Annotated in this window: 23 protein-coding genes; 11 read left to right on the forward strand and 12 right to left on the reverse strand. The window is 68.6% G+C overall.

What is annotated here, in order from left to right; all coding sequences use genetic code 11:
• Positions 1 to 28 precede the first annotated feature (28 nt).
• Complete coding sequence (locus G8346_RS00750; RefSeq protein WP_166047214.1) at positions 29 to 613, reverse strand: glycine zipper 2TM domain-containing protein; 585 nt, start codon at positions 611 to 613, stop codon at positions 29 to 31.
• Between the two features lie 73 nt (positions 614 to 686).
• Positions 687 to 2,948: a hypothetical protein gene (locus G8346_RS00755; RefSeq protein WP_166047216.1), complete on the reverse strand. Its 2,262-nt coding sequence runs from the start codon at positions 2,946 to 2,948 to the stop codon at positions 687 to 689.
• Positions 2,949 to 3,097: 149 nt separating this feature from the next.
• Here G8346_RS00755 and G8346_RS00760 point away from each other — a divergent pair, with 149 nt between their 5' ends.
• From G8346_RS00760 to nhaC, 4 genes are all read left to right on the forward strand, one after another.
• Positions 3,098 to 3,886 carry a DUF2189 domain-containing protein gene (locus G8346_RS00760; RefSeq protein WP_370520506.1) on the forward strand — a complete coding sequence of 263 codons (789 nt, stop codon included), beginning with the start codon at positions 3,098 to 3,100 and terminating at the stop codon, positions 3,884 to 3,886.
• A 9-nt stretch (positions 3,887 to 3,895) separates the two neighbouring features.
• On the forward strand, positions 3,896 to 4,930 hold the full coding sequence (locus G8346_RS00765) for a TGS domain-containing protein (protein ID WP_166047218.1): 1,035 nt from the start codon (positions 3,896 to 3,898) through the stop codon (positions 4,928 to 4,930).
• A gap of 317 nt (positions 4,931 to 5,247) precedes the next feature.
• Positions 5,248 to 6,585, forward strand: a complete 1,338-nt coding sequence (locus G8346_RS00770) for an AarF/ABC1/UbiB kinase family protein (RefSeq protein ID WP_166047220.1) — start codon at positions 5,248 to 5,250, stop codon at positions 6,583 to 6,585.
• Between the two features lie 82 nt (positions 6,586 to 6,667).
• Positions 6,668 to 8,170 (forward strand): Na+/H+ antiporter NhaC, encoded by a 1,503-nt coding sequence (nhaC, locus tag G8346_RS00775; protein ID WP_240901209.1) that lies wholly within the window; start codon positions 6,668 to 6,670, stop codon positions 8,168 to 8,170.
• Positions 8,171 to 8,215: 45 nt separating this feature from the next.
• Here the strand turns inward: nhaC and G8346_RS00780 are convergent, their stop codons facing one another.
• The 4 genes from G8346_RS00780 to G8346_RS00795 all read right to left on the reverse strand — a co-directional run bounded on the left by G8346_RS00780 (position 8,216) and on the right by G8346_RS00795 (position 11,833).
• Positions 8,216 to 8,779, reverse strand: coding sequence for a protein-tyrosine phosphatase family protein (locus tag G8346_RS00780; RefSeq protein WP_166047222.1), 564 nt, complete (start codon positions 8,777 to 8,779; stop codon positions 8,216 to 8,218).
• Between the two features lie 101 nt (positions 8,780 to 8,880).
• A complete protein-coding gene (locus G8346_RS00785) occupies positions 8,881 to 9,732 on the reverse strand; it encodes a 23S rRNA (adenine(2030)-N(6))-methyltransferase RlmJ (protein WP_166047224.1) in 852 nt (283 codons plus the stop codon).
• Positions 9,729 to 10,709, reverse strand: coding sequence for a hypothetical protein (locus G8346_RS00790; protein WP_166047226.1), 981 nt, complete (start codon positions 10,707 to 10,709; stop codon positions 9,729 to 9,731). Before G8346_RS00790 ends, G8346_RS00785 begins: the two co-directional genes overlap by 4 nt.
• Before the next feature lie 83 nt (positions 10,710 to 10,792).
• Positions 10,793 to 11,833 (reverse strand): VanZ family protein, encoded by a 1,041-nt coding sequence (locus tag G8346_RS00795; protein WP_166047228.1) that lies wholly within the window; start codon positions 11,831 to 11,833, stop codon positions 10,793 to 10,795.
• 112 nt (positions 11,834 to 11,945) lie between these two features.
• Between G8346_RS00795 and G8346_RS00800 the strand changes: the two genes are divergently transcribed.
• Genes G8346_RS00800 through G8346_RS00815 form a run of 4 tightly spaced genes read left to right on the forward strand, consistent with a single transcriptional unit; the run spans position 11,946 to position 16,058 of the window.
• On the forward strand, positions 11,946 to 12,668 hold the full coding sequence (locus tag G8346_RS00800) for a hypothetical protein (protein WP_206202509.1): 723 nt from the start codon (positions 11,946 to 11,948) through the stop codon (positions 12,666 to 12,668).
• The gene (locus G8346_RS00805; protein ID WP_166047230.1) at positions 12,665 to 14,137 is read left to right on the forward strand and encodes a RimK family protein; all 1,473 of its coding nucleotides are present in this window, start codon (positions 12,665 to 12,667) and stop codon (positions 14,135 to 14,137) included. The genes G8346_RS00800 and G8346_RS00805 overlap by 4 nt, the downstream gene beginning before the upstream one ends.
• A complete protein-coding gene (locus tag G8346_RS00810; RefSeq protein ID WP_206202510.1) occupies positions 14,134 to 15,369 on the forward strand; it encodes a glutamate-cysteine ligase family protein in 1,236 nt (411 codons plus the stop codon). Before G8346_RS00805 ends, G8346_RS00810 begins: the two co-directional genes overlap by 4 nt.
• On the forward strand, positions 15,366 to 16,058 hold the full coding sequence (locus G8346_RS00815; RefSeq protein WP_166047233.1) for an N-formylglutamate amidohydrolase: 693 nt from the start codon (positions 15,366 to 15,368) through the stop codon (positions 16,056 to 16,058). The genes G8346_RS00810 and G8346_RS00815 overlap by 4 nt, the downstream gene beginning before the upstream one ends.
• Before the next feature lie 18 nt (positions 16,059 to 16,076).
• Here G8346_RS00815 and G8346_RS00820 read toward each other — a convergent pair whose 3' ends face one another.
• Genes G8346_RS00820 through glgC form a run of 3 tightly spaced genes read right to left on the reverse strand, consistent with a single transcriptional unit; the run spans position 16,077 to position 18,596 of the window.
• The gene (locus G8346_RS00820) at positions 16,077 to 16,502 is read right to left on the reverse strand and encodes an MAPEG family protein (protein WP_166047235.1); all 426 of its coding nucleotides are present in this window, start codon (positions 16,500 to 16,502) and stop codon (positions 16,077 to 16,079) included.
• A gap of 10 nt (positions 16,503 to 16,512) precedes the next feature.
• Positions 16,513 to 17,340, reverse strand: coding sequence for a dienelactone hydrolase family protein (locus tag G8346_RS00825; protein ID WP_166047237.1), 828 nt, complete (start codon positions 17,338 to 17,340; stop codon positions 16,513 to 16,515).
• Positions 17,340 to 18,596 carry a glucose-1-phosphate adenylyltransferase gene (gene glgC, locus G8346_RS00830; RefSeq protein ID WP_166047239.1) on the reverse strand — a complete coding sequence of 419 codons (1,257 nt, stop codon included), beginning with the start codon at positions 18,594 to 18,596 and terminating at the stop codon, positions 17,340 to 17,342. Before glgC ends, G8346_RS00825 begins: the two co-directional genes overlap by 1 nt.
• Before the next feature lie 128 nt (positions 18,597 to 18,724).
• Between glgC and glgA the strand changes: the two genes are divergently transcribed.
• The 3 genes from glgA (at position 18,725) to G8346_RS14710 (ending at position 21,633) form a co-directional block, all read left to right on the forward strand.
• Positions 18,725 to 20,200 carry a glycogen synthase GlgA gene (glgA, locus tag G8346_RS00835; RefSeq protein WP_166047241.1) on the forward strand — a complete coding sequence of 492 codons (1,476 nt, stop codon included), beginning with the start codon at positions 18,725 to 18,727 and terminating at the stop codon, positions 20,198 to 20,200.
• 415 nt (positions 20,201 to 20,615) lie between these two features.
• Positions 20,616 to 21,161, forward strand: a complete 546-nt coding sequence (locus G8346_RS00840; protein WP_166047243.1) for a hypothetical protein — start codon at positions 20,616 to 20,618, stop codon at positions 21,159 to 21,161.
• Position 21,162: 1 nt separating this feature from the next.
• Positions 21,163 to 21,633, forward strand: a complete 471-nt coding sequence (locus G8346_RS14710) for a DUF192 domain-containing protein (protein WP_206202511.1) — start codon at positions 21,163 to 21,165, stop codon at positions 21,631 to 21,633.
• Here the strand turns inward: G8346_RS14710 and hemN are convergent.
• The 3 genes from hemN to G8346_RS00860 form a co-directional block, all read right to left on the reverse strand.
• Positions 21,630 to 23,027, reverse strand: a complete 1,398-nt coding sequence (hemN, locus tag G8346_RS00850) for an oxygen-independent coproporphyrinogen III oxidase (RefSeq protein WP_166047245.1) — start codon at positions 23,025 to 23,027, stop codon at positions 21,630 to 21,632. The two genes, G8346_RS14710 and hemN, sit on opposite strands and share 4 nt — an antisense overlap.
• Positions 23,028 to 23,165: 138 nt before the next feature.
• Positions 23,166 to 23,552, reverse strand: a complete 387-nt coding sequence (locus G8346_RS00855) for a hypothetical protein (protein ID WP_166047246.1) — start codon at positions 23,550 to 23,552, stop codon at positions 23,166 to 23,168.
• Positions 23,553 to 23,643: 91 nt separating this feature from the next.
• A complete protein-coding gene (locus tag G8346_RS00860; RefSeq protein ID WP_166047248.1) occupies positions 23,644 to 26,406 on the reverse strand; it encodes a TonB-dependent receptor in 2,763 nt (920 codons plus the stop codon).
• Between the last annotated feature and the right edge of the window lie 133 nt (positions 26,407 to 26,539).

Raw genomic sequence — 26,539 nt, forward strand, 5'->3', positions numbered from 1 at the left:
TCACCGCCCCGCGAATGCAAGGACCTGCTTAGCGCCGGCCCGTCGGCACCACGCTCACGCGCACCGGGATACGATTGCCCGGCGGCGACGCCATCGTGGTCATGTACTCGCGACCGGCGTAGACGTAGGTCACGCGGTAGCCCTCGATGCGCTCTTCCTCATGGTAGGACACGCGGGTTTCACAGCGCTCCACCGTGACCGGACGACGCTCGTACGAGCTGCCGCGCCGGTAACCATCGTCTCGCGCCGCCTCGGTGGCAATGGAGGCGCCGACCAGCGCGCCCACGGCGGTCATGGCGTCGCGGCCGCTGCCGCTGCCGAACTGGCGGCCGATGACACCGCCGATGATCCCGCCGGCGATGGTCGGCACGGGGGAGTCCACACGGCCGCCGCGATAATAGTCGTCATGGCGCCGGATGGTCTGGTACTCGGTTTCCTGCCAGCACTCGCGCGCCGGGGTCTCGATGCGGACCTGGCGCACGATCGGGGTGACGTCCACGACGCGGGCGTACTCGACGCCGCCGGAGCGGACTCTCGGATCGGCCGTGGCGGTACCGGCCACCGCAAGCATCAATCCCGCCAGCGCCAGCTTCAGCTTCAGGTTCGTTTTCATGGCCATGCTCCTCGCCTTGGTAGTCGTGTCTGCCGTCGCCCTCGCGGGGTGGTCCGGCAGCCTCGAGTACAGGCTAGGCGGGGACGGCTGAACCGAAGCTGAACGAGAACAAGCTGGCGATGCCGCCGTCGGGCGCGGCCTGCAGCGCCTCGTAGCGCACGCGCTCCTGCGCCAGTGCCGCGTCCATCAACCCTGTGAGGCGTTCCAACTCGGCAGCGTCGACATGGCCGGCGAAGAGCCAGCTGATCACCGGCAGCGGCACCCGCCAGCCCTGCTCGATGGCCGCGGCCATGGCCGTCTCCAGGTTGCCGCCCTCCCCCGCGAGGTGTCCCAGGTAGCTCTCGATCAGCAGCATCACCGGGTTCTGGAAACCCTGGCCGCGCAAGGTCTGGATCATCGTCCTGAGTCGCGCACCCGTCTCGACCGCCTCGTCACGCCGGCCCTGGCTGTTCAACGCCATGACCAGGGCGATGCACGGCGTCATCTCGGAGAAGTGGCAATCCGGCACCTCTTCCGGCCCGATGCCCAGGATGTCGCGCACGCGGCGCTCGGCGGCCTCGGGCTCACCAGCGGATATTTCGAACAAGGCCAGGTCGCCGAGCGCCTCCAGGTTGCTTATCTGCCGTCGCTCGACTTCCTCCCGGTACACGGCCAGGCCCGCCTCCAGTCCCTGCTCCGCGATCGCACGTCGCGCGCGGTGTCCCGCCAGCGCGATCCCGAGCTCCTCGCCGCCGCGGCGTTCCAGCGCGTCCGCCAGCAGGCGGCCGGCGGCGTCGGCCTGGCCGAGCATCTCGAGTGCAAAAGCTTCCTGGCTCACCGCGCCCAGGTATTCCGGGTTCAGGCGCCGCACGCGACCGAAGGCCACGGCGCCGTCGGCGACCCGGCCCTCCTGCATGGCCACGGTGCCGATGGCGAACCACGTCATGAACCATTCCGGCGCCACCTCGCGCAACTCGCCGAGGTAGCGCTCGATATCCGCTTGTTCCCCGCCCTGCAAAGACCACATCACCTGGCGATACACGATCACCGGCGACAAGGGGTCGACGGCGTAGGCGCGCTGCAGGGCGCTGCGGGCGGCCACCAGGTCCGGCAGCAGGGTGCCGCTGAGCCACAGGTGCGCGAAAGCGTTGTTGGGGTTGATCTCCACCGCGCGCTCCAGTGCGGCCCGCGCCTCGCTATTGCGCTCTTTCGCATCCGGCCCCTGGCTGAGCAGCAGGCCCTTCACCGCCCAGGCCTCGTCGCTGTTGGGATCGATCTCGAGCGCCCGCTCCAGCGCCCGGTTGGCCAGCGGTCCGGTCTCCTCCAGGCTGCGGTAGTTGTAGTTGTCCAGCAGGGCATACACCATCGCGATGCCGGCGTAGGGCGGCGCGTAGTCCGGGTCGACCAGCACCGCCTGCTGGAATTCCTCCAGTGCCCGGCGCAGCCCTTCCGGCGTGCGCAGCCGGGCGTGGAACTGGCCGCGCAGGAACAGGTTGTAGGCCTCGACATCGCCCTTGGCGCTCTGGCTGATGACCGCCTCGTCCCCCGGCAGCAGGGTACGGCGCAGTGCCCGCACCACCTCGGTGGCGATGTCGTCCTGGATGGCGAAGATGTCGTCGAGCTGGCGGTCGTAAGTGTCCGACCAGAGGTGATAGCCGGTGCGGGAATCGATCAGCTGCGCCGTCACCCGCACGCGGTCGCCCTGGCGCCGCACGCTGCCCTCGAGGATGTTCGCCACGCCCAGCCGCTCACCGATCGCGCGCAGGTCCTGGTTCTGGCCCTTGAAGGCAAAGGAGGAGGTGCGCCCGGCAACACGGAAATTGTCGATGCGGGCCAGCACATTCAGGACTTCCTCCGACAGGCCCTCGGAAAAATACTCGTTGGCCAGGTCCTGCGACATGTTGACGAAGGGCAGCACGGCGATGGAAAGGTCCTGCGTGCCAGCCGGCGGGGGCGGCGGCGGCGGCGACACGGCGGGCGTAGCCGCCCGCTCCGCCGAGGGCGCGGCATGGTTCCCGAACATGTTCCAGGACAGCAGGGCGATGGCCAGCAGCAGCAGCACGATGGTGGCGATATTGAGCTTGCGCGCCGCCTCGGCAGATGCGCGGCCATCGTCCGGCAGGTCGCGGTCGCGCTTGATGCCCTCCGGCGTGATCTCGAACGCCCAGGACAACACCAGCGCGAACGGAAAGCCCAGCGCCAGCACGATGGCGAGCAAGCGCAACGAACCCTCGGGCGCCTCGATGATGCCGAGCAGGACGTCGGCCACCTGCAACACGAGCCAGGCGCCGGCGCCGTAGAACAGGGCGATGCGGATGACGTTGCGGCGCTTCAGCTCGGCGAAGAAAGAACTCATGTCTCGACCCCGGATCCGCTTGCGGCCTGTCACTCCGTCGAATTTCCGCACAAGCGTACAGGCGTCACCGGCCCAACGCCAACGCGGCCGTGAACGGTTGCGGCGCCTTGTGGTATAGAAGACGCGGCAAGAGGGAGGTTGGTTGCACCGTGAATCGGGAAGATCCGCCGGCAGATGACGGTGCTGCGGCACGGCCTTTCGTCGCGCCCTGCCGCGACATCGCGCCGGGCGCCCCGCTGCGCTGGCTGGCGGCCGGCTGGCGCGACATGCGCGCAGCGCCGGGACAGAGCCTGGGCTGGGGACTGATCGTGCTCGCCTTGTCCTGGGCCGTCAGCCTGCTCGCCCTGTGGCTCGGCAGCTGGGTGATGATGCTGTCGCTGCTGTCGGGTTTCGTGTTCATCGGCCCGTTGCTCGCCATCGCGCTCTACACCATCAGCTGGCAGCTGGAGCTCGGCCGCGTCCCGACCTTCGACCTCAGCGTCCGCACCGCGCGCGATCGCCTCGGCGACAGCATGGTGTTCGCCCTGGTGCTGCTGGTGATTTTTCTCGTCTGGGCACGCGCCGGCTCCATGGTGCACGTGTTCTTCCCCATCGAGTCCCGCCCCGAGATGATCCAGCTGGTCCGCTTCCTCGCCATCGGCTCCGCGGTCGGCTCCATCTTTGCCGCGATCGCATTCGCCGCCAGCGCCTTCTCCCTGCCCATGCTGGTCGACCGCGAGGTGGACACCATCACGGCCGTGATCAGCAGCGCCAACGCCGCCCTGCGCAACAAGCCGGCCATGGCGGTCTGGCTGGGGCTGATCGTGGTGCTCACCGGCATCGGCTTCGCCACCGCCTTCGTCGGGCTGCTCGTGCTGTTTCCCCTGCTCGGCCATGCCACCTGGCATGCCTATCGTGAGACCATCGACGCCTCGGCCTGGCCGCAGCACGACAACTGAGTCCACCGGATGCCCACCAACGTCTCGCCGGAGTACAAGAAGGCGGAGGAAGCCTATCGCCAGGCGCGCGAGCCGAAGGATCGGCTCGATTGCCTGAAACAGATGCTCTCGACCATCCCCAAGCACAAGGGCACGGAGCACCTGCAGGCGGACATCAAGAGTCGCATCAAGGACCTCACCGAGGAACTCGCCGGCCCGAAGAAGGGCGGCAAGCGCAGCGGCCCGGCGCTTGCCATTCGACCCGAGGGCGCCGCCCAGCTCGCCCTGCTCGGGCCGCCCAACAGCGGCAAGTCGGCGTTGCACCTGAGGCTCACCGGCTCGCGTGCGCAATCCGGACCCGGACCGTTCATCACCCAGTTCCCGGAGCCGGGCATGCTGCCCTTCGAGGACGTCGCGTTCCAGCTGCTCGACCTCCCGTCCATGTCGCCGGAGCACAGCCCGCCGTGGATCGCCTCCAGCCTGCAGAGCTGCGACGCCGCGCTGCTGGTGGTGGACCTGGCCGACCCGGCCTGCGTGGAGAACGTGCAGTTCATCCTCGACACCCTGGAAGGCAAAAAGGTCAGCCTCGTTGCCGACTGGCCCGCGCTGGAATCCGGCGCAGACGAGGGCCCGGGCGAGAGCGACACGCTCGACGACCCCTTCCGCATCGAACTGCCGACCCTGCTGGTGGCGAACAAGAGCGACCTGCTGCCAGACCCGGAAGAGGTTGCGGTGCTCGAAGAGCTGCTGGACGTGCACTACCCGACGCTGCGCGTCTCGGCCGAGACCGGGCAGGGGCTGGGCGAGCTGGCGCCCTGGTTGTTCAAGGCCCTCGGCGTGGTCCGCGTCTACACCAAGGCGCCGGGCAAGGACGTCGAGCGCGACCGCCCGTTCACGGTACGCCAGGGCGACACGGTCCTCGACGTCGCCCGGCTGGTGCACAAGGACATCGCCGAGGGTTTCCGCTTCGCGCGCATGTGGGGCGCGGCGGTGTTCGACGGCCAGCAGGTCGGGGCGGAGCAGCCCGTCAGCGACGGCGACGTCGTCGAACTTCACTCCCGCTGACCCGACCGCAGGGCCGGACCGTTGCTCCGTCCCCGACCACACCGGGACCCGGTGCTGCGCCAGTCACGGGTCTTCCCGCCGCGGCGCGCCGCCAAGGTCCCAGCGCGGCATGTCTTCCCGGTGTCGGCCGGGTCCGCCGTCGCCCTGGCCACGAAGGCAACCCGGCAGCGGGGTCGGGACGTGCAAGGCGCACTGAGTGAGATAAAGATTTCCGAACGAAGGGCGCCTTGCACGGCCCGGCCCCGCGGTCAGGTCTTCAAGGCAAGGGTCCCGGTGCGGTCGGGATGTGGGCGACGGCGCGTGGTAATCTGCCGCCCGTGACCGACAAGCCCAAGACCCCGCCCCGCCGCCGCCAGTCGCGCGTCCCCGTGACCCGGACCGGGCGCCTGTTCCGCATGGGCCTGACGGCCGGGACCATGGCGGTCGGCGGCCTGGCGGAAGGCCTGCGCCGGGCGACGGGCGGCGCCTCGGACAAGGCGGCCTCGGCGCTCTTGTCGGGCGCGAATGCGACCCGGCTGGCGAAACGCCTGGCGCATATGCGCGGCGCGGCGATGAAACTGGGCCAGCTGCTGTCGATGGAAAGCAGCCACGTGCTGCCGCCGGAATTTGCCGAGGCGCTGTCGGTGCTCCGGGCGTCCGCCGACATCATGCCGCAGACCCAGGTGAAGCGGCTGCTGGGGCGGGAGTACGGCAAGGGCTGGGAGGCGCGCTTCGAGCATTTCGAGTTCGAGCCGGCGGCTTCGGCCTCGATCGGGCAGGTGCACCGCGCGCGAACCGCGAAGGGCAGGGACATCGCGCTGAAGATCCAGTATCCCGGCGTCGCCAAGAGCATCGACAGCGACGTGGACAACCTGGCCATGTTCCTCAACATGGCGCGCGTGTTGCCGCGCGAACTGGACGTGTCCGACATCGTGGAGGAAGCCAAGAAGCAGCTGCGCCAGGAGGCCGACTACCTCACGGAAGCCGCGAACCTGGAGCGCTACGGCAAGCTGCTGGCCGACGACGATCGCTTCGTCATTCCGCGGGTGCACCGTGAACTGAGCACGCAGCGCATTCTCGCCATGGACTGGGTCGAGGGCGAATCGCTGGACCAGCTGGTGCACGACGTCGTGCCGCAGGATGTCCGCAACCACATCGCGGAAGCGATCCAGGACCTCACTTTCAAAGAGCTCTACGTGTTCCGTTTCATGCAGACGGACCCGAACTTCGCCAACTACCTGTACCGTCATGAGGACGGCAAGATCGTGCTGCTGGATCTCGGCGCTGCGGTGGAGTTTCCGCCGCCGTTCGTCGATCGCTACCGTCGCATCACGCGCGCTATCCTTGACGACGACCGTGCCGGCGTGGAGCGGCATGCGGCGGAAATCGGCTACCTGCGCGAAAGCGATTCGGAGCGCCACAAACAGCTCGTGGTGGACCTCATCATGATGGTGTGCGAGCCGCTGACGACAGAGGGCGCCTACGACTTCGGCGCCTCGAACCTGCCCTCGCGCGCCGCGGCCGCGGGGCTGGACATCGTGTTCCGCTCCCGCGAGTACCGCAACCCGCCGGCTGAGACCGCGGTGCTGCACCGCAAGCTCGGCGGCAGCTTCCTGCTGTGCCAGCGCCTCCAGGCGCGCATCGCCATGCGCGAGTACCTGCTGGAAAAAATCTGAGACCGCCGCGCACCCGGCGCGGGATGCCAAGCCGCGGGCTCGTCTATACTGCGCCTTCGCAACGAACCACGGGGACACCGGCTTGAGGGAACACAGCGCCCATCCCGGCGCGGCCGTGCGGCTGCCCAGCATGCTCCAGTCGCTGACGCCGATCGCGGTCCTCGTGGTGCTGCTGACCCTGTCGATCATCCTCTTCGGCGCAGACTCCTCGCAGGGCGCGAACCAGGTGGCGCTGACTTTTTCCGCCGCCGTGGCCGCCATGATTGCCATCTTCAACGGCGAACGCTGGACGGAAATCCTCGCGGCGATCGTCAACGGCATCTCGACCGCCATGGGCGCGCTGCTGATCCTGTTCGCCATCGGCGCCATGATCGGCACCTGGAGCATGTCGGGCACCGTTCCGGCCATGATCTACTACGGCAGCTTGCTGCTCTCGCCGACGGTGTTCTATCCCACGGCCTGCCTGATCTGCGCCCTGGTCTCAGTGTCCATCGGCTCCAGCTGGACCACCGCCGGCACCATCGGCATCGGGCTGATGGGCGTCTCGCAGGGCCTGGGACTGGCGCCCGAGATCACCGCCGGTGCCGTCATCTCCGGCGCCTATTTCGGCGACAAGATGTCGCCGCTCTCCGACACCACCAACCTGGCGCCGGCCGTGGCGGGCACCGAGCTGTTCACCCATATCCGGCACATGATGTACACGACCGGGCCCTCTTTCCTCATTGCCCTGGCCGGCTTCGCCGTCGTCAGCGTGGCGGGTGGCGGCCCGAGCGCCGAGGTCTCGCTCGGTGAGATCTCGAGCGCGCTGGAAGCCAACTTTGATCTCGGCTGGTGGACGCTGCTGCCGCTCGCGGCGGTGCTCGGACTGGCTGCAGCACGCTTCCATGCATTGCCGGTGATCCTCTTCGGCGCGCTCCTTGGCGCCGTGTTCGCGGTGGTATTCCAGCCCGGCCTGGTGGCGGCCTACGGTGGCGCCGAGGAGATCGGCTTCGGCCTGGCGCTGCTCAAGGGCGCCTGGATGGCGCTGATGGACGGCTACGCCGCCACCACGGGCAACGCGGTGGTCGATGACCTGCTGTCGCGCGGGGGCATGAGCAGCGTGCTCACCACCATCTGGCTGATCATATCCGCACTGACCTTCGGCGCCGTGCTGGAACACGCGGGAATGCTGCAGCGGATCATCCAGGGCGTCATTCGCGCCGCGAAAAGCACCGGCGCCCTCATCACCTCGGTGCTCCTGACGTCCATCGGCACCAACATCGTGACCGGCGACCAGTACATCGCCATCGTCCTGCCGGGCCGCATGTTTCGCGCCGAGTTCCGGCGCCGGCGTCTCAAGGCCCGCAACCTCTCGCGCACCATCGAGGATGCAGGCACGCTGACTTCACCCCTCATCCCGTGGAACACCTGCGGCGCCTACATGGCCACGACGCTGGGCGTGGCCACGCTGGCCTACCTGCCGTGGGCCTTTCTCAACCTGGTAAACCCGTTCGTGGCGGCACTGCTCGCGTTTCGCGGCATCACCATCGACACGGTGCCCGAAGGCGAAGAAATGCCAGAGGTGGACAGCGCCACGCGCGCCTAGCGGGAAGAGCAGGCGGAACCCGCCATGAGCCCCGGGACAAGCGGCTCAGGAAGCTTGCGAGTGCAGTTGCCGGATGCCCAGCCTGGGCTCCCAATTTTCCACCCACTCCAGGTACGCCGCGTTGGTCGGCGTGCCGCGGAAAGTCTGCGACTTGCCCATGGCCATGAAGCGGCGCGAAAGCTCATCGAGGGCGCGCTCGGGATCCAGCCCGCGCTCCACCAGCCAGCAGCCCATCACCATCCCCGTACGCTCCACGCCGTCGGAGCAATGGACGTAGACACGGACGCCGCGCTCGATGCCTTCGTGGATGACGCGCAGGATGTCGACCACCTGCTCGGCCCGCTCCGGCACCTGCTCCAGCGGCAGGGGCTTGTGCACATGCTCGGCGATGATGCCGCGATCGCTGCAGATGCGGTCCAGCATGGGACGATAGGGGCGGGCGACGTCGCCGCGTCCGCTGAGATCCACGAACAGGCGGACCCCTGCGTCCAGCAGGCGCGAAATCCGGCGCCTCAACAACGCCTCTTCCCAGTGGCCCGGATGCTCTCCCGCCAACAGTACGCCGGGCTCGACCCAGTAACTCTCGCTTATCGGCTGTATGTTGCTCATTGGGCACTCCTCCTGAGATTCGGAGACTAGCAACCCCGGAGGCCAGTGCGGCGTGACGCAGTTCGCGAATCTGCGGGCGCTTTGTCAGCACGCCCACGCGGTCATGCCGGCGGCCGTAACCACTCCAGGCGCGGCGGCGGCGCGCCGGGCTGTCGCAGGGCGCCCCACGTCTCCTCGAGCAGTGCCCGCAGGTCGTCTGCCACGCCCCACGGCGGCGCGACCAGCAGCATGCCGCTGCCGTTCAGGCTGCCCGGGTTGTCGTCGGGACGCACCGCGACCTCGGCGCGCAGGACGCCGCCCGGGCCGAGCTCGGCGCGGTCGAGCGCACGCTCGAACGGCCGCAGCGCGCGACGATCTTTCACCGGGTACCACGCGGCCAGCACGCCCACGGGCCAGCGTTGCCGCGCCAGCACCAGCCCCGCGACGACTCGTTCCAGGTCGTCCGGCGCCTCGTAGGGAGGATCGATCAACAGCAGGCCGCGCTTCGGGGTGGGCGGCAGAAGCGCGCCGAGAGCCTCCCACCCGTCCCGGCAATGCACGGCGACGCGAGCGTCGCCGCGAAACAGCCGGCGCAGCCCAGCGGCCTCATCCGGGACCAGTTCGCTGAGGACCAGCCGGTCCTGCGCGCCCAGCAGCCTGGCCGCGACCAGCGGTGAGCCGGGGTAGATCCTGATGCCCTGCTCGTTGCCGGGCAGGCCGCGCACCAGGTCGAGGTAGGTCGCCAGGGCCGGCGACGCGGGCTGCAGCCGCGCCAGGCGCAGTATGCCGTCGGCCGCCTCGCCGGAGCGGCGCGCCTCCGGCCCGTCGAGCCAGAACGCTCCCGCCCCGGCGTGCGTCTCCACGTAGCTCAGCGGCTTGGGGCGCAGCTGCAAGCGCCGCAGCAATGCGCACAGCACCGCATGCTTCAGCACGTCGGCGAAGTTACCGGCATGAAAGGCGTGCCGGTAATTCATTCCTCGGCGATGCGGATCCGGTGGACGTAGAGCCGGAACGGAGGCGCGGGCTCGGCCAGGAACAGCCCGAGCCGCCGGACCGCATCACGCCTGAATTCGCGCCCGGACGGCACCGACAGGAGCGCGTCGAGCGGGATGTAGAAGTCGTTGGCCCCCGGGGTCACGCGCAGCAGGTATTCGGCCCGCTCCTCCGGCGGCAACAGGCGCGAGCTGTCCTCGAGGCGCAAGTTGACGCGGACCGGATGGGCTGCTGTCGAGTACACGTTGAGCACCAGCACCGAGAACCCGCTCCAGTCCTTGAACGGCTCGTGCACCATGACGCCGGAACCGGGCGTGCCGTCCGGCAGCAGCAGCGCAACGCGCCTGCCGGCGCGCCGCGGCCACTCGTCGGGCCCTTTGCCGACGAACAGCTCGGCGTCGTGCATCTCGATGAATGGCTCCTGCCAGGTGCTGGCCAGGTCCACCACGACGGGGAAAGCGCCGGCGCGCCCGGCGTAGGAGGCCAGCACCGGCCCGAGCGGATTGAGCGCGCCGGCCACCAGCAATGCCCCCAGGACGCCGATGGAACGCCGCGGCCAGCCACGCAGCCAGGTGTGCTCCCGCTTCAGCCCGCGGTCGAGCGCAGCGCTCAGGGCGAGAAAACCGAAAGCGCCGAGGAAACTGTATACGCCGCGCACGGGGAACTCGGGATCCGTGCCGGTGACGATCTCGTAGCCGAAAACGAGCGCCAGCACCGACAGCACCGCCACGGCGTAATAGAGGGATCGCTTGCGAATCCAGCGGCGGCCGATGAGCGCCGTCATTTCCAGGATGATCAGGGCGGCAAAGCCGAAAAAGAATATGTGCCGCAGGTCGCGCAGCGTTTCCTCGAGCAGGCCGCGCGGCTTGGCCAGGCCGAACAACGCCAGCAGGAACAGGACGATGGCGCCGTACAGCACCATGAGGCGGGCGCCCGGCCCGCGACGGCTGCCGCGCACGGGCTCGTGATCAGGTACTTGCGGCGGATCCGCGGGATTCAAGGTCGCAGCCTCGGGTGCTTCGGCATCGGTTGGCGCCTACCCTAATCCGAGCCGGGGGCATCGGCAATCCTGTTCGGCTCGCCCTCCAGCCACACCGGGCCGAAGTACAGCGCGAACGGCTCTCCGGGACGGCGACTGAAGAGGATGAACTGGCTGATGTCGGCGAGGTCGAGGCGCCGCGCTCTCGGCCCGTCAGCAACGGTGTGCAGCGGTATGGAAAAATCGTTCAGGCCGGGCACCACGATGAAACTGCCGTTGAAGCGGTCGGCGTGATCGCGCTCGCGGTGGGTGTCGTCCACCCGCAGCACGATCTCCACGGGTTGCTCGAGCTCGGACCAGACCTGGAAACGCAGCGTCGCGTAGGCCGACCAGTCCGGCCATGGCTCGCGCACCGTCACGCCGGGCCACGGCGCGTCGAGAAAGGTGAGGCGGCTCACCTCCCGGCCGGCCATTTCGTCCCAGCCGTCCGGCGCCCGCACGCTCTCGAGCTCGGACCGCCCGAGGCTGAGGAAAGGCCTCTGCCAGGATGCAGTGAAGTCAGCCAGCAGGGGGAAAGCGGCGGCACGCTGTGCGTAGTGCCAGGCCACCCCCAACACCGGCGCCAGGGCCAGCGCCAGGGTCAGCGCCGCCGCGACCAGCACCATGCGGGCGGCGGTCGGTCCGTCCTTGCCGAGCCGCTGCCACAACCCCGGATGCACCGCCGCGGCAATGGCCAGGAAGCAGACCGCCCCGAGGAGGTTCTTCCCGGCGTCGCCGACATTGGCGTCGCGGCCAGGCTGGAATACCTGGAAGGCCTCGGCCGCGAGGCTCAGGATCGCCGTCGCCAGCAGCGCGATGAGGAAGTCGGGAGGCGTCGCAACCGCGCTGCCGCGCCGCGCGCGCACGATACGCAACATCAGCAGGCCTGCGACGCCGAACAAGGGCACGTGGCCGATCTCGAACAGCGTACGCCAGCCGTAGGCGTCCCCCGGCGGCCGCACCAGCGCCAGGAACAGCATCAGGGCGACGATGCCGAGCGCCGGCAGCGCCTGGTGGCGCCAGTCTCGCAACGGCCTCGGTGGCATGTCGGCGTCCTCGTCCATGTCCCGATTCTGCCGGGGAGCGCCGCCTTTTCGCCAGCCGGCGAATTTCTGATTGACGCGGGACGGTAAAAGGCGCGAGATTGCGCCCACCACGCATGACCTCTCTGCAGCCGTGAGCCCGCACCCCTACCTCGACATCCGCATGCTGCCGCAGCCCGACGACATCAGCTGCGGCCCCACCTGCCTGCAGGCGGTTTACCGCTATCTCGGGCGGCGCATGGAGCTCGGGCAGCTCATCTCCGAGGTGCCCGGCCTGCCCGAGGGCGGCACCCTGGCGGTGTCGCTGGGCAATCATGCGCTGCGCCTGGGCTACCGCGCACGCCTCTACAGCTACCACCTGAAGATCTTCGATCCCTCCTGGCGCGGGCTGGACGCGGCGGCGCTGGTCGGCAAGCTGGAGGCGCAGCTGCAGCACAAGCACGGCAAGAAATTCCAGGAGGCGAGTCGCGCCTACATCCGCTTTCTCCAGCTCGGCGGCGAGATCGCCTTCGACGACCTGCGCCCGCGCCTGCTCGACCACGCCTTCGACGCCGGGCTGCCGGTCCTGACCGGGCTCAGCGCCACCTATCTCTATGACAGCTGCCGCGAGTACACCAACCGCCACAACCGCGCGGTGTACGACGACCTGCGCGGCGAGCCCACGGGCCATTTCGTGGTGCTGTGCGGGCGCGAGGGCCGCAAGGTGCGCGTGGCCGACCCGTTCATCGGCAACCCGCTGGCAGAAGAGAGCCATTACTACGACGTCGGCGTGGACCGGTTGATCCGGGCCATCCTGCTCGGCGTCATGACCTACGACGCCAACCTGCTGGTACTGGCTGAGGAGACCCTGCCTTGAAGCGCCTGATCGTGGTGGACAACCCGGCCGAGTGGCCCCTGTCGCGCGGCGAGGACGGCGAGGTGATTTCCGTCGCCAGCTATCTCGATCCTGCCGAGCCCTGGCCGGGACGGGGCGTGCGGGTGTTCAACCTGGCGCGTTCCTACGGTTACCAGACACGCGGCTATTACGTGTCGTTGCTGGCCGAGGCGCGCGGACACCGGGTCATCCCGGACGTGCGCACCATCCAGGACCTGAACGCGCCCGGCTTCGTGCGCTTCATTCCCACCGACGTGGAAGAGCTGGTGCAGAAGAGCCTGGCGCGCATCAAGTCCGACGACTTCGTGCTGTCGATTTATTTCGGCGAGAACCTCGCGGCCCAGCACCAGGCCCTGGCGCGCGCGCTGTTCCGGCTCTTCCCCGCGCCGTTCCTGCGCGCCAAGTTCGGGCGTGGCCAGAAGTGGAACCTGCGCGGCGTGCGGGCGCTGTCGCTGGACGAGATCCCGCCGCAGCACCTCGAGTTCATGCACCAGGCGGCGCAACGCTATTTCAGCCGCAAGCGCTACCCGCCGGAACGCAGCGACCGTTCCCGCTACGACCTGGCGATCCTGGTGAACCCGGAGGAACGCGACGCCCCGTCGGACAGGCAGGCCTTGCAGCGCTTCGTCCAGGCCGCGCGCCGGCAGGGTTTCGGCGTCGAGTTCATCGGGCGCGACGACTATCCCCGGCTGGCCGAGTTCGACGCGTTGTTCATCCGCGAGACGACGTCGGTGAACCACCACACCTGGCGTTTCTCCAGGCGCGCCCAGGCCGAGGGCCTGGCGGTGATCGACGACCCGGACTCCATCCTGCGCTGCGCCAACAAGGTGTATCTCGCCGAGGTGCTCAAGGGCGCCAGGATCCCGATCCCGCGCACGGAAATCATCCAGCGCGGCCAGCGCCGCCCGGCGCTGGAGCGCCTCGGCCTGCCCTGCGTGCTCAAGGTCCCGGATTCCGCCTTCTCGCACGGCGTCGCCAAGGCGCACACCGAAGCGGAATACCTGGAGCTGACCGACCGCATGCTGGAAGCCTCCGACCTGGTGATCGGCCAGGAATTCGTCCCCACCGGGTTCGACTGGCGCGTCGGCGTGCTCGAGGGCGAGCCCCTGTTCGTCTGCAAGTACTTCATGGCACGCGGCCACTGGCAGATCTACAACTGGGCCAGCCGGCACCGCAGCGACTTTTCCGGCCAGTACGAAACGCTGGCCGTTGCGGACGCGCCGCCGCTGATCGTGCAGACGGCCGTGCGCGCCGCGCGTCTCATGGGACAGGGGCTGTACGGCGTCGACCTCAAGGAGGTCGACGGCAAGCCGCTGGTGATCGAGATCAACGACAACCCGAGCGTGGACGCCGGCGTGGAAGACAAGGTGCTCGGGCAGGCGCTGTACGACGCCGTCATCGCCGCGCTGCGGCGACGCGTCGACGCGCGCCGGGAGGGAGAGCGGAAGTGAATGCGCGCCGCCGCTGGGGCCTGTTCGAGGTCTTCGGCATCGAGATGGAGTACATGATCGTCGACCGCGACACGCTCGCAGTGCGGCCGCTGGCCGACCTGCTGCTGCGTGACGCGGCCGGGACCGGCGCCTGGGCGGAGGACGTGGAACGCGGCGCCATCGGCTGGTCCAACGAAATCGTCTCGCACCTGGTGGAACTCAAGACCAACGGGCCGGCTGCATCGCTGGCGGGCCTGGACGAGGCTTTTCACGCCGACGTGCTCGAGGCCAACCGGCTGCTCGCCCCCCATAACGCGATGCTGCTCGGCACCGGCGCCCATCCCTGGATGGACCCGTCCACCGAGACGCGCATCTGGCCGCACGGCGGCGCCGAGATCTACGCCACTTACGACCGCATCTTCGGCTGCCAGGGCCACGGCTGGTCGAACCTGCAAAGCACCCATCTCAACCTGCCCTTCGCCGACGACGAGCAGTTCGGCCGGCTGCATGCCGCCATCCGCCTCGCGCTGCCTCTGATCCCGGCCCTCGCGGCCAGCTCGCCGTTCCTCGACGGGCGCTTTACCGGCTACCTGGACGCGCGCCTGGAGACCTACCGCCACAACCAGGCCCGCATCCCGTCCATCACCGGTCGCGTGATCCCCGAGCGCCTGTTCACCGAGCGCGACTACCGCGGCCTGTTCGAGCGCATCGCCAGCGACATCCGGCCGCACGACCCGGACGGCGTGCTGGACCCGCTGTTCCTCAACTCGCGCGGCGCCATCGCGCGCTTCGACCGCAACGCCATCGAGATCCGGGTGATCGACATCCAGGAGTGCCCGGCGGCCGACCTGGCCGTGATCGGCGCCGTGGTGGCGCTGCTGCGCCAGCTCACGGCGGAGTCGACTGCGCCGCTCGAGGCGCAACAGGCATGGCCGGAGGACCTGCTGGCGGACATCCTGCTGGCGGTAGCGAAAGACGGCGACCAGGCACGTATCGTGGACGGCGACTACCTGCGCATGTTCGGCCTGCGCGAGCGCGCCATGACCGCCGGCGAAGCATGGCGGCGCATCTGTGAACGCGCGCGCGACGACTTCGCCCCGGATGCGCGCCGCACGCTGGGTCGCATCCTCGCCGAGGGCCCGCTGGCGCGCCGCCTGCTGCGGAGCACCGGCACGACGCCCGACCGCGCCGTGCTGCAGGAGGCCTGCCGGACGCTGGCCGGCTGCCTGGCGGGCAACCGCCTCTACCCGTGACCGCCACGCCCACGGTGCACACGCGCTGGCTGTTCACCTGCGAGCATGGCGGGCATGACATCCCGGCGGAGCTGCAGCATGCCTTCAGCGATGCGGCCGAGGAGCTGGCCTCCCATCGCGGCTGGGACAGCGGCGCCCTGCAGGCCTTCGAGACGCTCGCCGCGGCGCACGCCGACGCGGCGTTCTGCGCCACCACCAGCCGGCTTCTGGTCGACCTGAACCGCTCCCTGCACCATCCGCAGGTGTTTTCCCGCCGCGTCCGGGGACTGTCCCCGGCGACGCGCGCCGACATCGCGGCGCGCTGGTGGCAGCCCTGGCGGGCGTCCGTGGTCGCCACCATCGAGAAGTGGCTGGCGGAGGGCGCACAGGTGCGGCATGTCTCGGTGCACAGCTTCACGCCGGTGCTGGGCGTGGAAGTGCGCAACGCCGACATCGGCCTGCTGTACGACCCGGCACGCAGCGCGGAGGCCCGCTTCAGCCGCGCGTGGCAGCTCCGCCTGCGCGCCTGCGGCTGGCGCGTGCGCCGCAACTATCCATACCGCGGGGCAGCCGACGGCCACACCACGGCTTTGCGCAGGCGCTTCGGGAAGGATTACCTCGGCGTGGAGCTGGAGCTCAACCAGGCGCTGTTCCCGCAGCGCGAAGCCGCGCTGCTCGGGGACCTGGTCGAGACGCTGCCGCGCGACTGACGCGGCACGATCCACGCTTCAGCCGGATAGCACGATCCAGCCGGCGAGGTGCAGCCACAACAGCCACATCAGCGCAGTGGAGAACAAATACAGGTTGAAGCGCCGCATGACACGGTTGGGGCCCAGGTGCTCGCGCATGTGCAGCGCACGCAACACCACGAAGCCCCAGGCCAGTGCGACGGCGACCACGTTCGCCACTCCCAGCGCCAGGTGCGCCAGGCAGGCGGCATGGAACAACAACGGGATCTCGAAATGATTGGCGAAGTGCCGCGTCGAGACCGACACCTCGGGCGACATCGGCACCTCGCCACGACCGGAAAAATCGTCCAGTCGCATGGCCTTGCTGCGCACCGCCGCCTGGCGGCGCCGCCCCATCACGCCCCACGCCACGGCCGTCAACAAGGCCATGCCGAGCATGGGCCAGAACATCAGCGCGTCGGACATGCCGTATTCCCTAGAGATGCTCGTCGAGAAAAGCCAGCGTGCGCCGCCAGGCGTCCGCCGCGGCTTCCGGCTGGTAGCGCGTGCCGGAGGGATTGGCGAAGGCGTGGTCGGCATCGTCGTAGATGACGATCTCGTGCGTCTTGCCGAGCGCCTGCAGCGCCATTTCGAACTCGCGTACCGACTCCACCGGGATGCCGCGGTCCTGCCCGCCGAAGATGCCGAGGATCGGCATCCGCAGCGGGGCCAGTTCCGCCGGCTCGGTGACCAGGCGGCCGTAATAGATCACCGCGGCGTCCAGTTCCTCGGGCATCTGCAGCGCCAGGCGCAACGACATGGCGCCGCCCAGGCACCAGCCGATGCTGCCGACCTGCGCCACGCCGCCCTCGTCCTCCAGCCAGCGCAGCGCGGCGCCCAGGTGCCGCTCGGCGCGATCCTCGTCGCCCATCAGCGCCTGCATCAGCGTGCGCGCCTCGCCCGGCTCGCCGGCCACCTCGCCCTCATACAGATCCACCGCCAGCGCCAGGTAGCCTTCGGCTGCCAGGCGGTTGCTCATCTCGCGGATATTTTCGTTCAGTCCCCACCACTCGTGGATCACCACCAGGCCGGCACGCGGGGTGCCCGCGGGTCGCGCCAGGTAGCCGCGGCCTGGACCGTAATCCACCTCTGCGCCGACCACGCCCGCGGCCGCCTCGCCGCCGGCCGCGCCCGCCACGGGCTGGTCGCCGGCATGCTCGCGCGCCATGGCCTCGACATAGCCTGCGCCGCGTTCGACCGGCTCAGCAGCCGGCAAGGCCTGGCACGCCGCGACCAGGGCCAGCAGCAACAACATCTTCCGCATCACAAGGCCTCCAGCATGTCGCGAGTCACCAGCACGACGCCCTCGCGCGTGACGAAGAACCGGCGCCGGTCCGCTTCCGGATCGACACCGATACTCATGCCGTCGGGGATGGTGGCGTCCTCGTCGACAATGGTCTTGACGATGCGGCAACCGCGCCCGATCTCGACATTCGGCAGGATGATCGACCGCTCCACCGCCGAGTGTTCGGCCACCCGCACGTTGCTGAACAACACCGAGTCGCGCACCAGTGCGCCCGAGATGATGCAGCCGCCGGAGACCATGGAGTTCAGCGCGCGGCCCTGGCGCTGGGCGTCGTCGAGGATGAACTTGGCCGGCGGCAGCTGCGCCTGGTAGGTCCAGATCGGCCATTCCTGGTCGTACAGGTTGAGCTCGGGCGCCACGTAGGTGAGCTCCATGTTGGCCTCGTAGAAGGCGTCGACGTTGCCGACGTCGCGCCAGTACATCTGCACCTTGGTCTCCGCGTCCTGGAACACGTAGGCATGCACCTTGTCGCCGGCATCGATGGCGCCGGGAACGATGTTGCGTCCGAAGTCGTGCGCGGACTCCTCGTCCTTGGCGTCGGCGCACAGCATGCGCTCCAGGTAATCGGCGTTGAACACGTAGATGCCCATGGACGCCAGGGCGATGCCCTCGCGGCCCGGGATGGGCTCCGGATGCAGCGGCTTCTCGACGAAGCGCGTGATGCGGTTGTTCTCGTCGATGGTGACGATGCCGAACTCGCGCGCGCGCTCCACCGGCACCTCGACCGTGCCCACCGTGACGTCGGCGCCGCTCTCGGCATGCTCGGCCAGCATCAGGCCGTAGTCCATCTTGTAGATGTGGTCGCCAGCGAGCACGAGGACGAATTCGGGCTCCTGGCGCCGCAGGTAGTCCAGGTTCTGGAACACCGCGTCGGCGGTGCCCTTGTACCAGGAGGCATCGATCTGCTGCTGCGCCGGCAGGATCTCTACGAACTCGTTGAACTCGCCCCTGAAGTAACCCCAGGCGCGCTGCAGGTGGACGATGAGGTCGTGTGCCTTGTACTGCGTCAGCACGGCGATGCGCCGGATCCCGGAGTTGACGCAGTTGGACAGTGGGAAGTCGATGATGCGGTACTTGCCGCCGAAGGGCGTGGCAGGCTTGGCGCGTGAAAGGGTCAGGGCCTTCAGGCGCGAGCCGCGTCCACCGGCCAGGATCAGCGCCACGGTATCGCGAGTCAGGCTGCTGACATAGCGTCCGGGTCTTCCCGTCTTCATGACATCCCCCAGGTGCTTTCGAGTCCTGTGCATACGATAGCAGCACCGCCGGGTCGCGCCACGTCTGGTCGCTCTCCGCCGCGTCGCTACTGTGTTAAATTTCCCCGAACTTCCCCGCGCCGCCCTTAATGCCTCCCAAGCCCAGGATCCTGTTCGTCGTCGCCGAAGCCTGGCCGCTGGTCAAGACGGGCGGGCTGGCGGACGTCGTCCCGGCGCTGGCCCGGGCGCTGATCGAGCAGGGCCACGACGTGCGGCTGTTGCTGCCGGGGTATCGCGCCGTCGAGGAGGCCTTTGCCGGCAAGGCCGCGGGACGCGCCTTCGAGGTGCTGCCCGGCCTGCCGCACGCGCGCCTGCTGCGCGGGCGCCTGCCCGGCTATGACATTCCCACCTGGCTGCTGCATTGCGCCCCGCTGTACGACCGCCCCGGCGGTCCTTACACGGACGCCCAGGGACGCGACTGGGACGACAACAGCCTGCGTTTCGCGCTGCTCGGCAAGGTCGGCGCCATGTTTGGCGCGGGCGCGGGCCTCGACGGCTGGCGGGCAGACGTCCTGCACGGCCACGACTGGCATGCGGGCCTGGTGTCCGCCTACGCGCACTTCGACCCCGCGGTCACCGCCGCCACCGTGTTCACCATCCACAACCTCGCCTACCAGGGCAACTTCCCGCCCACGGTGCGCGACACGCTGCACATCCCGGCATCCGCCTTCCAGCCGGACGGCCTCGAGTTCTACGGCCATCTCAGCTTCATGAAGGCGGGCCTCTGGTACTCCGACCGCCTCACCACCGTGAGCCCGACCTACGCGCGGCAGATCTGTACCGAAGAGTACGGCCATGGCATGTCAGGGGTGTTAAGCGCACGCGGCGGGGCCCTCACGGGCATTCTCAACGGGGTCGATGGCGAGGCGTGGAACCCGGCCACGGACGCCTTGCTGCCGGCGCGCTACGACGCCGGCGACATGGCGGGCAAGGCACGCTGCAAGCTGGAGTTGCAGGATCGCTTCGGTCTCGCGCGCGGGCCCGAAGTCCCGGTCATCGGGATGGTGGGGCGCATGACCGCGCAGAAGGGATGGGACCTGCTCCCCGAGGCCGTGGAGCGGCTGGCCGCGGAAAAAGTCCAGTGGGCGCTGCTGGGCAGCGGCGACGCCGAGCTCGAGGCAGGCCTGGGCCGGCTGGCCGCGCGCCACCCGGGAAGCATCGGGCTGCACGTCGGCTACGACGAAGCTCTGTCCCACGTCGTCATCGCCGGCGCGGATCTCTTCACCGTGCCCTCCCGCTTCGAGCCCTCCGGCCTGACGCAAATGTACAGCCAGCTTTACGGCACGGCGCCGGTGGTGCGGCGCACCGGCGGCCTGGCCGACAGCGTGGTGCAGGCGACGCCGGCCAGCATCGCCGACGGCAGCGGGACGGGTTTCCTGTTCGAGGAGGCGAGCGGCAGTGCGCTGGCCGCAGCCCTGGAGGCTGCAGTGCAAATGTACCGGGAGGATCGGAAGTCCTGGGCCGCCCTGCAGGCCAACGGGATGCGACAGGATTTCGGCTGGCGCCGGCCGGCAGCCGCCTACGCCCGGGTCTACCAGGCAGCGTTGCGGCGGCGGACGGGATAGGCGTCGGCGCGACGCCGGCTCAGCGGCAGTTTGGCGGCAGATCGGCCAGGGCGTTCCGGGTACACGGAGACAAGGCAACCTTGGATCCACGCGATCCGCGTAGTCTGGTGGCGCTTATCGCCTCGAGTGCGAACCCTTGACCCGGGACGCCCGCGGCCGACCTGCCTTGAACCGGTGGCCCCCCGAACGGGGTGGCGGCGCGGAGACGAAGCATAGCCCGAAAGCTGCCGCGATGCCTAGCGAAAACGGCCTGCCAGAGTTCAACCATAATTAAAACAATTAGTTACGTCGTCTAATTCGCTTGCTTTGGCGGCTGATCGCCGCACGCCGCCCCGTGCAATCAGCCGATTTCACTATTGACACGCCGCAGCAATTCTCTATGCTCCCCGCCTTCGTTTCGTCCCCTGGCGCGCCCATGAACCGCCTCCTCCTCCTGATGACAGCCTGGCTCGTGACCGCACCCCTGGCGTGGTCCGCCGCGGAAGGTGCCGAGGCTGCGACGGCCTGCCTGCCCGACGGCGCGGGACGGCTGCAGATGCAGATCAGCGGCCACTTCGACGCTGCGCTGGACTGGGGCAATGCCGGCACCCGCTGCGCCGGCGGGCCGCGGCCCGACGGCAACGCGCTGCGGCTGATGTTCAGCCGTGCGGAGGACGCACTCCTGGTCGTCATCGCCGTCACCGGACTGGAACGCGGCGGGACCGGGGACGGCCTGCCGGCCAACCTCACCCTGGTGCGCGAGGGCCGGGCAGAGTTCTTCGGCACCCTGGGCGCCGACACCTGCCTGGTGGACGTGACGGAGAACGCCCCGCTCGCCGGCGTCCCCGGCGCCTACCGGGTCAGCGGCCGCGGGCGTTGCCTGGCGCCGATCGAGGCGGTGGCGGGGACGAGCGAGATCCGCATCGCACCCTTCGAATTCACCGGGTACGCCGAGTGGCCCGAGCGCAGCGGGGCGGACTGAGGTGAGGCGCTACCTGCTGCCCGGCTTGTGCGTGCTCGCGCTGGTGCTCGCGCTGCACACCATGACGCTGGCCTCGGGCGCGCTCGGGGACTTGCCGCTCGAGCAGGCCGAGGTCGTCGGTGCCGACGGCACGCGCCATGTCTTCGCAGTGCGCCTGGCGGACACGCCGGAAACACGCGCGCGCGGACTCATGTACGTCACCGCCCTGGAGCCGGACCACGGCATGCTGTTCGATTTCGGCGAGACGCGCATGGTCGGCATGTGGATGAAGAACACCCCGCTCTCGCTCGACATGCTGTTCATTACCGCTGACGGGGTGATCGCGAAGATCGCGCCCGAGACCACGCCGTTCTCCACCGGGATCGTCAGCTCGGGCCGCCCGGTACGCGCCGTGCTGGAGATCCGGGGCGGCCGCGCCGCGGAACTCGGCATCATGCCGGGCGACCGGGTGCTGCACCGGGTCTTCGATTAAATCACCTTGGAGAAACGCTGCTCCGCCAGCCGCGCCGCCAGGTAGGCGTCGAAGGGCATGGCGATGGGCCGCAGCAGGAAACGGCCCTTCGGCGTGACGCGGATGGTGTCCTCGTCCAGCTCCACCAGTTCGTCCGCGGCCAGCTTTTCCATCTCGCCCAGCTCGCGCGCGAAGTACTCGGGGAACTCGATGCCGTGGCGGGCCTCGATCTGGCGCATGTCCATGGTGCCGCCGCACATGAGCTGGTGGATGACCTCGCGCCGCAGGACGTCGTCCGGCGTCAGCTCGACCCCGCGTAGCACCGGGATGTGTCCGGCGTCGATGGCGTCGTAGTAATCGTGACGCAGCTTGATGCTCTGCGAGTAGCTGTGCCCCACCTTGCCGATGGCGCTCACGCCCAGCCCGATGAGGTCGAGCTCGGCGTGGGTTGAATAGCCCTGGAAGTTGCGGTGCAGGGTGCCGTTGTTGCGCGCCTTGACCAGGTCGTCCTCGGGCAGGGCGAAATGATCCATGCCGATGTACTCGTAGCCGCGCCCGGTGAGGAACTCCACGGTGCGCGTCAGCAGCGCCAGCTTCTCTGCGGCCGAAGGCATGTCCTCGTTGCGGATCAGGCGCTGGGCACGGAACATTTCCGGCAGGTGCGCGTAGCTGTAGGCGGCGATGCGGTCCGGCTTCGCCCGCACCACCGACTCCAGGGTGTGCGTGAAGCTGTCGGCGGTCTGCTTGGGCAGGCCATAGATAAGGTCCACCGACACGCCGCGGAAGCCATGCTCGCGGGCCTGGCGGATGAGATAAAGCGTCCACTCCTCGTCCTGCAGCCGGTTCACCGCCTGCTGCACGTCAGGATCGAAATCCTGGATGCCGAGAGAGAGGCGGTTGAAACCGAGCTCGGCCAGGCGCGGGATGGTGTTCTCGTCCACGCTGCGCGGATCGATCTCGATGGAGTACTCGCGCTGCTCGCCGTGGTGCAGGCCGAAGTTGTTGAACAGCCCCTCCATCACCTTGGTGAACTGCTGGTCGTTGAGGAAGGTGGGCGTGCCGCCGCCGAAGTGCAGCTGGTCGACGCGCCGGCGCGGGTCGAACAGCCGGCCCTGCAGGCGCATCTCCTCTACCAGGTGCTCGACGTAGGGGTCGGCGCTGTGCTGGTGGCGGGTGATGATCTTGTGGCAGCCGCAGTAGTAGCACAGCGAATGACAGAACGGCACGTGCACGTAGATCGACAGCGGGTGTGCCGCGGGATCGCCGGCGTTGCTGGCCAGAGCCAGGCGCTTGTAGTCCTCCTCCGTGAACCCGTCGTGGAACTGCACGGCGGTGGGATAGGAGGTGTAGCGCGGCCCGCGGCCGTCGTAGCGCTTGATCAGGTCGAGGTCGAACTCTGCCGTCTTGGTCGTCATGTCTCACCGCATGTCTTTGTGCATGTGTTTGTTCATGTGTTTGTCACCGGCGGCCGGCGCCGGGTTCCGTCTCGGCCCGGCCTTCTCCGGACTGGGAATCATTCCTGATCCGGGCCGGCCGGGTAATCGTGGTTTGCCTCAATCCGCGCCGCCGGCTTGAGCCGCCACGCAGCGGACCTCGTAGCGGAGATCGTGGCGCGCGCCGCGCTGGTCCTCGGGGGGCACGGGGTAGCGCTCCAGCACCTCCCAGCCCGCCGGGCAGTAGCCGAGCCGCTTCATCCACCCCGCCAGCCACACCATGCGCTTGGACTCGGCTTCTTCGCTGTCGGCCGGGTAGAGGCTGGAAGTCGTGGTGTCGAAGAGGAAGATCCCGGGTCGCCGCCAGTCCTCGCGCAGGTCGCTCATGGTGTGGCGGTGATAGTCGGTCCGGTCCTCGAGTGCGGCGCAGCCGGCGAGGATCAGCAGGCATGCGGCCAGGCCGAGGGTGCGCATCAAGGCGGGGGGAGCGGGCGGGATCTGTGCCATGGCGCGATTCTACCCGTCCGCAGGCCGGGCGCACAAAAAACCGGGGGCCCTTGCGGGCCCCCGGCTGCATTCACTCCAGGTCCGTGAGGACTTAGAAGTTCTGCGTGTAGCGGACGTACACGATACGGCCGTACGGATCGTACAGGCTGTTGTTGTAGCCGCGGCTCTCGCCCGGATCGACGACCGGATCCTTGTCGCCGATGTTGTCAACACCAACCGTGACACGGCCGTCCCACGGGGTGAAGTAGTTCACCTGGATGTCGTGGGTGGTCCAGGACGGCAGGCCGTCGAGAGCAGACGACAGCGCGCTGTCCTGCGAGCCGATGTAGTTGAGGTTGTAGGCTACGTTGAAGTCGCCCCAGGTCCAGACGTTCCGCAGCACGGCACGCCACTCGGGCAGGCCCGCCTCGCCGGCAACATCGTCACCGCTGTCCACCTCGTACGTCAGGTAGTAGTTCGCCAGCAGCTCGTTGGTGAGGCGACCGTACTGACCGAAGTCGAAGTTCGTGCGCAGCTGCAGGTCGAGACCGGAGGCATCGATGGTACCCAGGCTGGCCGGGCCACGCTGCAGGTACAGGATACGACCTTCGGCGTTACGCGCGAGACCGAGGCCGGCGCTAACCACTGGCGGCGACGCGTTCGGATCGAGCAAGCTCAGTCCCGGCGGGCAGTTCTGCGTCGTGCCGTTAATGCAGTTCACGATGGTCTGCGCGGCGATGTTGGCAACCCGGTCCTCGATCGAGATCGACCAGTAGTCGAGGGAGCCGTTCAGCCACTCGAGCGGCTCGAAGGCCACGCCGAAGCTGTACTGGTCCGAGGTCTCGGCACCCAGGTTCGGGTTCGCGATGGTGAAGCCGTTGATCTGCACCTGGCAGGTCGAGGCCTGGCCGAGAGCGACGCAGGTCGCGGGGTCACGCACGCTGTCCGCCGAGAAAGCCGGCTGCTGCGACAGCAGGTCGAGGGTCGGGGCACGGAAGCCCTGGCCCCAGGAGCCGCGCATCGTGACCTCGTCCATGGGCTGCCAGCGGAAGGCCAGCTTGGGCGAGAACTCCGAACCGAAGTCGCTGTAATCGTCGTAACGGCCGGCGATGGTGACTTCGAAGTCGTCGGTGACCGGCACCAGGGCCTCGGCAAACACGGCGTTCTGGTCGCGGTTGCCGAAGGCCGAGTTACCGGCGGAACCGGTGATGTTCCCGTTGGCCTGCAGGTCGTCGAAGATGTCCCTGTAGTCCTCGTCGCGGTACTCGGCGCCGAAGGCGAAGCCGACGGGGCCGGCAGCCATTTCGAACAGGTCGGTCGACGCCAGGGCGTAGACCTCGCGCGAAACAGTGCGGGCGTCACGGTTGATGGTCGCCGTGAACGACTGCAGCGCTTCCTGCGGCACGTTGAACGGATCGTAGATGTTGTAGTCGCCGGCATCGAACACGGGCTGCGCCAGGGCCGAGACGATGTAGTTGCGGCCGAGCTCCATGTAGGTGGACTCGACGCGACGCACGCCAGCCTCGATGTCCCAGTCCATGATGCGACCGGTCACGCCGACGTCGATGTCGTAGACATTGCCGTCGGTCGTGGTGTCGCGCGGACCGTTCGCCGCAAAGCGATGGGTCAGCAGCAGGTCGTCGCCCGGGCCGGCGTACTGCAGCACGGACTCGGTGACGATGTTGCCATCTTCATCCCTGACCGGATCGCCTTCCTCGTCGAGCACTGCGATGTTGATGAAGATCGGGTCCTGGTAGTCCTGCCAGTTCGGGTTCAGGCCGCCGTCCTCGGGCGCGGTGCCCGGGTGGTTCGGCGAGCCGGCCGGCAGCACGATGGCGCCGAAGCCGCCCACGAGCCAGGGCGACGAGGGCACCGGCGCGTAACGGCCGAAGGACTTCACGCGGCTGACGCTGAAGTTGCCGTAGACGCTCCAGTCCATGTTGATGTCGTAACGGGCGCGGGAGAAGATCGACTGGTTCTCGACCTCGGCCTCGTCAGCGGCCTGCAGGGTGAAGTCGTACAGGCAGCGGCCCAGCTCGTTGCCGAGGGCGCCACCGTTGGTGCCGAGGTTCGAGGTGAAGAAGCCGGCGCCGTCGCAACCCGCAACGTTGGCCGAACCGACGTCCGGCTGGTTCAGGAAGTTGAAGTCCGTGTCGAAGAAGTTGTTGGAGAAAATTGACGCGCCGCCAGTGGACCACTCGCGGTCACGCTGGAACACGATGTCGCGCTTGTTGTAGGAGGCACCGGCCATGATCTGGCCGTTGGCGCTGGAGGCGCCGAAGATCACGGAAGCGTCTTCGGTATCGCCGCCTTCACGCGTCGGGTTGCCCTTTCCTGCGCTGATCTGGGCGCCGGTGAAGTCCTTGCGGGTGATGATGTTCACCACGCCGCCGATGGCGTCGGTGCCGTAGATGGCCGAGGCGCCGTCGGACAGGATCTCGATGCGCTCAACAGCAGCCAGCGGGATGGTGTTCAGGTCCTGGCCCTGGCCGATGTTCGGCGCGATCGGGGCGCGACGGCCGTCGATCAGGATCAGGGTGCGGCCTTCGCCGAGAGCGCGCAGGGACAGGCCGCCGAAGGACTGGCCGGTGCTGCCGGACTGCGGCCGGAAGGAACCGGCGCTGTTGATGGGCTGGTTGCGAAGCAGGTCCGCAACGGACGTCTCGCCCGAGAGTTCGATCGTCTCGCGATCGATGACGGTGACGGGCAGGGCGCCCTCAATGTCTGTGCGCTTGATGCGCGAGCCGGTGACCTGTACGCGTTCGAGGTCGGCGGCCTCTTCCTGCGCGAACGCAGTCGGAGCGGCGACAGCTGTTGCAACTGCGCCGGCCGCAAGCGCTCCGCGCACCGCAAGCCTGAGCTGGTTATTTCTCATCGGAAGGTTTCCTCCTAGGTTTCCAAAGCTTCCGCTCGCGTGCTGCGACAAAGCACAAACTCGTGAGACGGACTCCCCTGATAGCAAGTGTCCCCACGGCCGCAATGCGCACAATTGGCACCCGGCCTGAACA

Origin of the sequence: Thioalkalivibrio sp. XN279 (assembly GCF_011089885.1) — a bacterium.
Classification (GTDB): domain Bacteria; phylum Pseudomonadota; class Gammaproteobacteria; order Steroidobacterales; family XN24; genus XN24.

What these genes read in the sequence shown, in the direction of transcription:
- G8346_RS00855 (WP_166047246.1), bottom strand. Translation starts at nt 23,552, where the DNA reads ATGGCACAGATCCCGCCCGCTCCCCCCGCCTTGATGCGCACCCTCGGC.
- G8346_RS00780 (WP_166047222.1), bottom strand. Translation starts at nt 8,779, where the DNA reads ATGAGCAACATACAGCCGATAAGCGAGAGTTACTGGGTCGAGCCCGGC.
- glgC (WP_166047239.1), bottom strand. Translation starts at nt 18,596, where the DNA reads ATGAAGACGGGAAGACCCGGACGCTATGTCAGCAGCCTGACTCGCGAT.
- G8346_RS00755 (WP_166047216.1), bottom strand. Translation starts at nt 2,948, where the DNA reads ATGAGTTCTTTCTTCGCCGAGCTGAAGCGCCGCAACGTCATCCGCATC.
- G8346_RS00860 (WP_166047248.1), bottom strand. Translation starts at nt 26,406, where the DNA reads ATGAGAAATAACCAGCTCAGGCTTGCGGTGCGCGGAGCGCTTGCGGCC.
- G8346_RS00820 (WP_166047235.1), bottom strand. Translation starts at nt 16,502, where the DNA reads ATGTCCGACGCGCTGATGTTCTGGCCCATGCTCGGCATGGCCTTGTTG.
- G8346_RS00750 (WP_166047214.1), bottom strand. Translation starts at nt 613, where the DNA reads ATGAAAACGAACCTGAAGCTGAAGCTGGCGCTGGCGGGATTGATGCTT.
- G8346_RS00795 (WP_166047228.1), bottom strand. Translation starts at nt 11,833, where the DNA reads ATGGACGAGGACGCCGACATGCCACCGAGGCCGTTGCGAGACTGGCGC.
- G8346_RS00825 (WP_166047237.1), bottom strand. Translation starts at nt 17,340, where the DNA reads ATGCGGAAGATGTTGTTGCTGCTGGCCCTGGTCGCGGCGTGCCAGGCC.
- G8346_RS00765 (WP_166047218.1), top strand. Translation starts at nt 3,896, where the DNA reads ATGCCCACCAACGTCTCGCCGGAGTACAAGAAGGCGGAGGAAGCCTAT.
- G8346_RS00785 (WP_166047224.1), bottom strand. Translation starts at nt 9,732, where the DNA reads ATGAATTACCGGCACGCCTTTCATGCCGGTAACTTCGCCGACGTGCTG.
- G8346_RS00840 (WP_166047243.1), top strand. Translation starts at nt 20,616, where the DNA reads ATGAACCGCCTCCTCCTCCTGATGACAGCCTGGCTCGTGACCGCACCC.
- hemN (WP_166047245.1), bottom strand. Translation starts at nt 23,027, where the DNA reads ATGACGACCAAGACGGCAGAGTTCGACCTCGACCTGATCAAGCGCTAC.
- glgA (WP_166047241.1), top strand. Translation starts at nt 18,725, where the DNA reads ATGCCTCCCAAGCCCAGGATCCTGTTCGTCGTCGCCGAAGCCTGGCCG.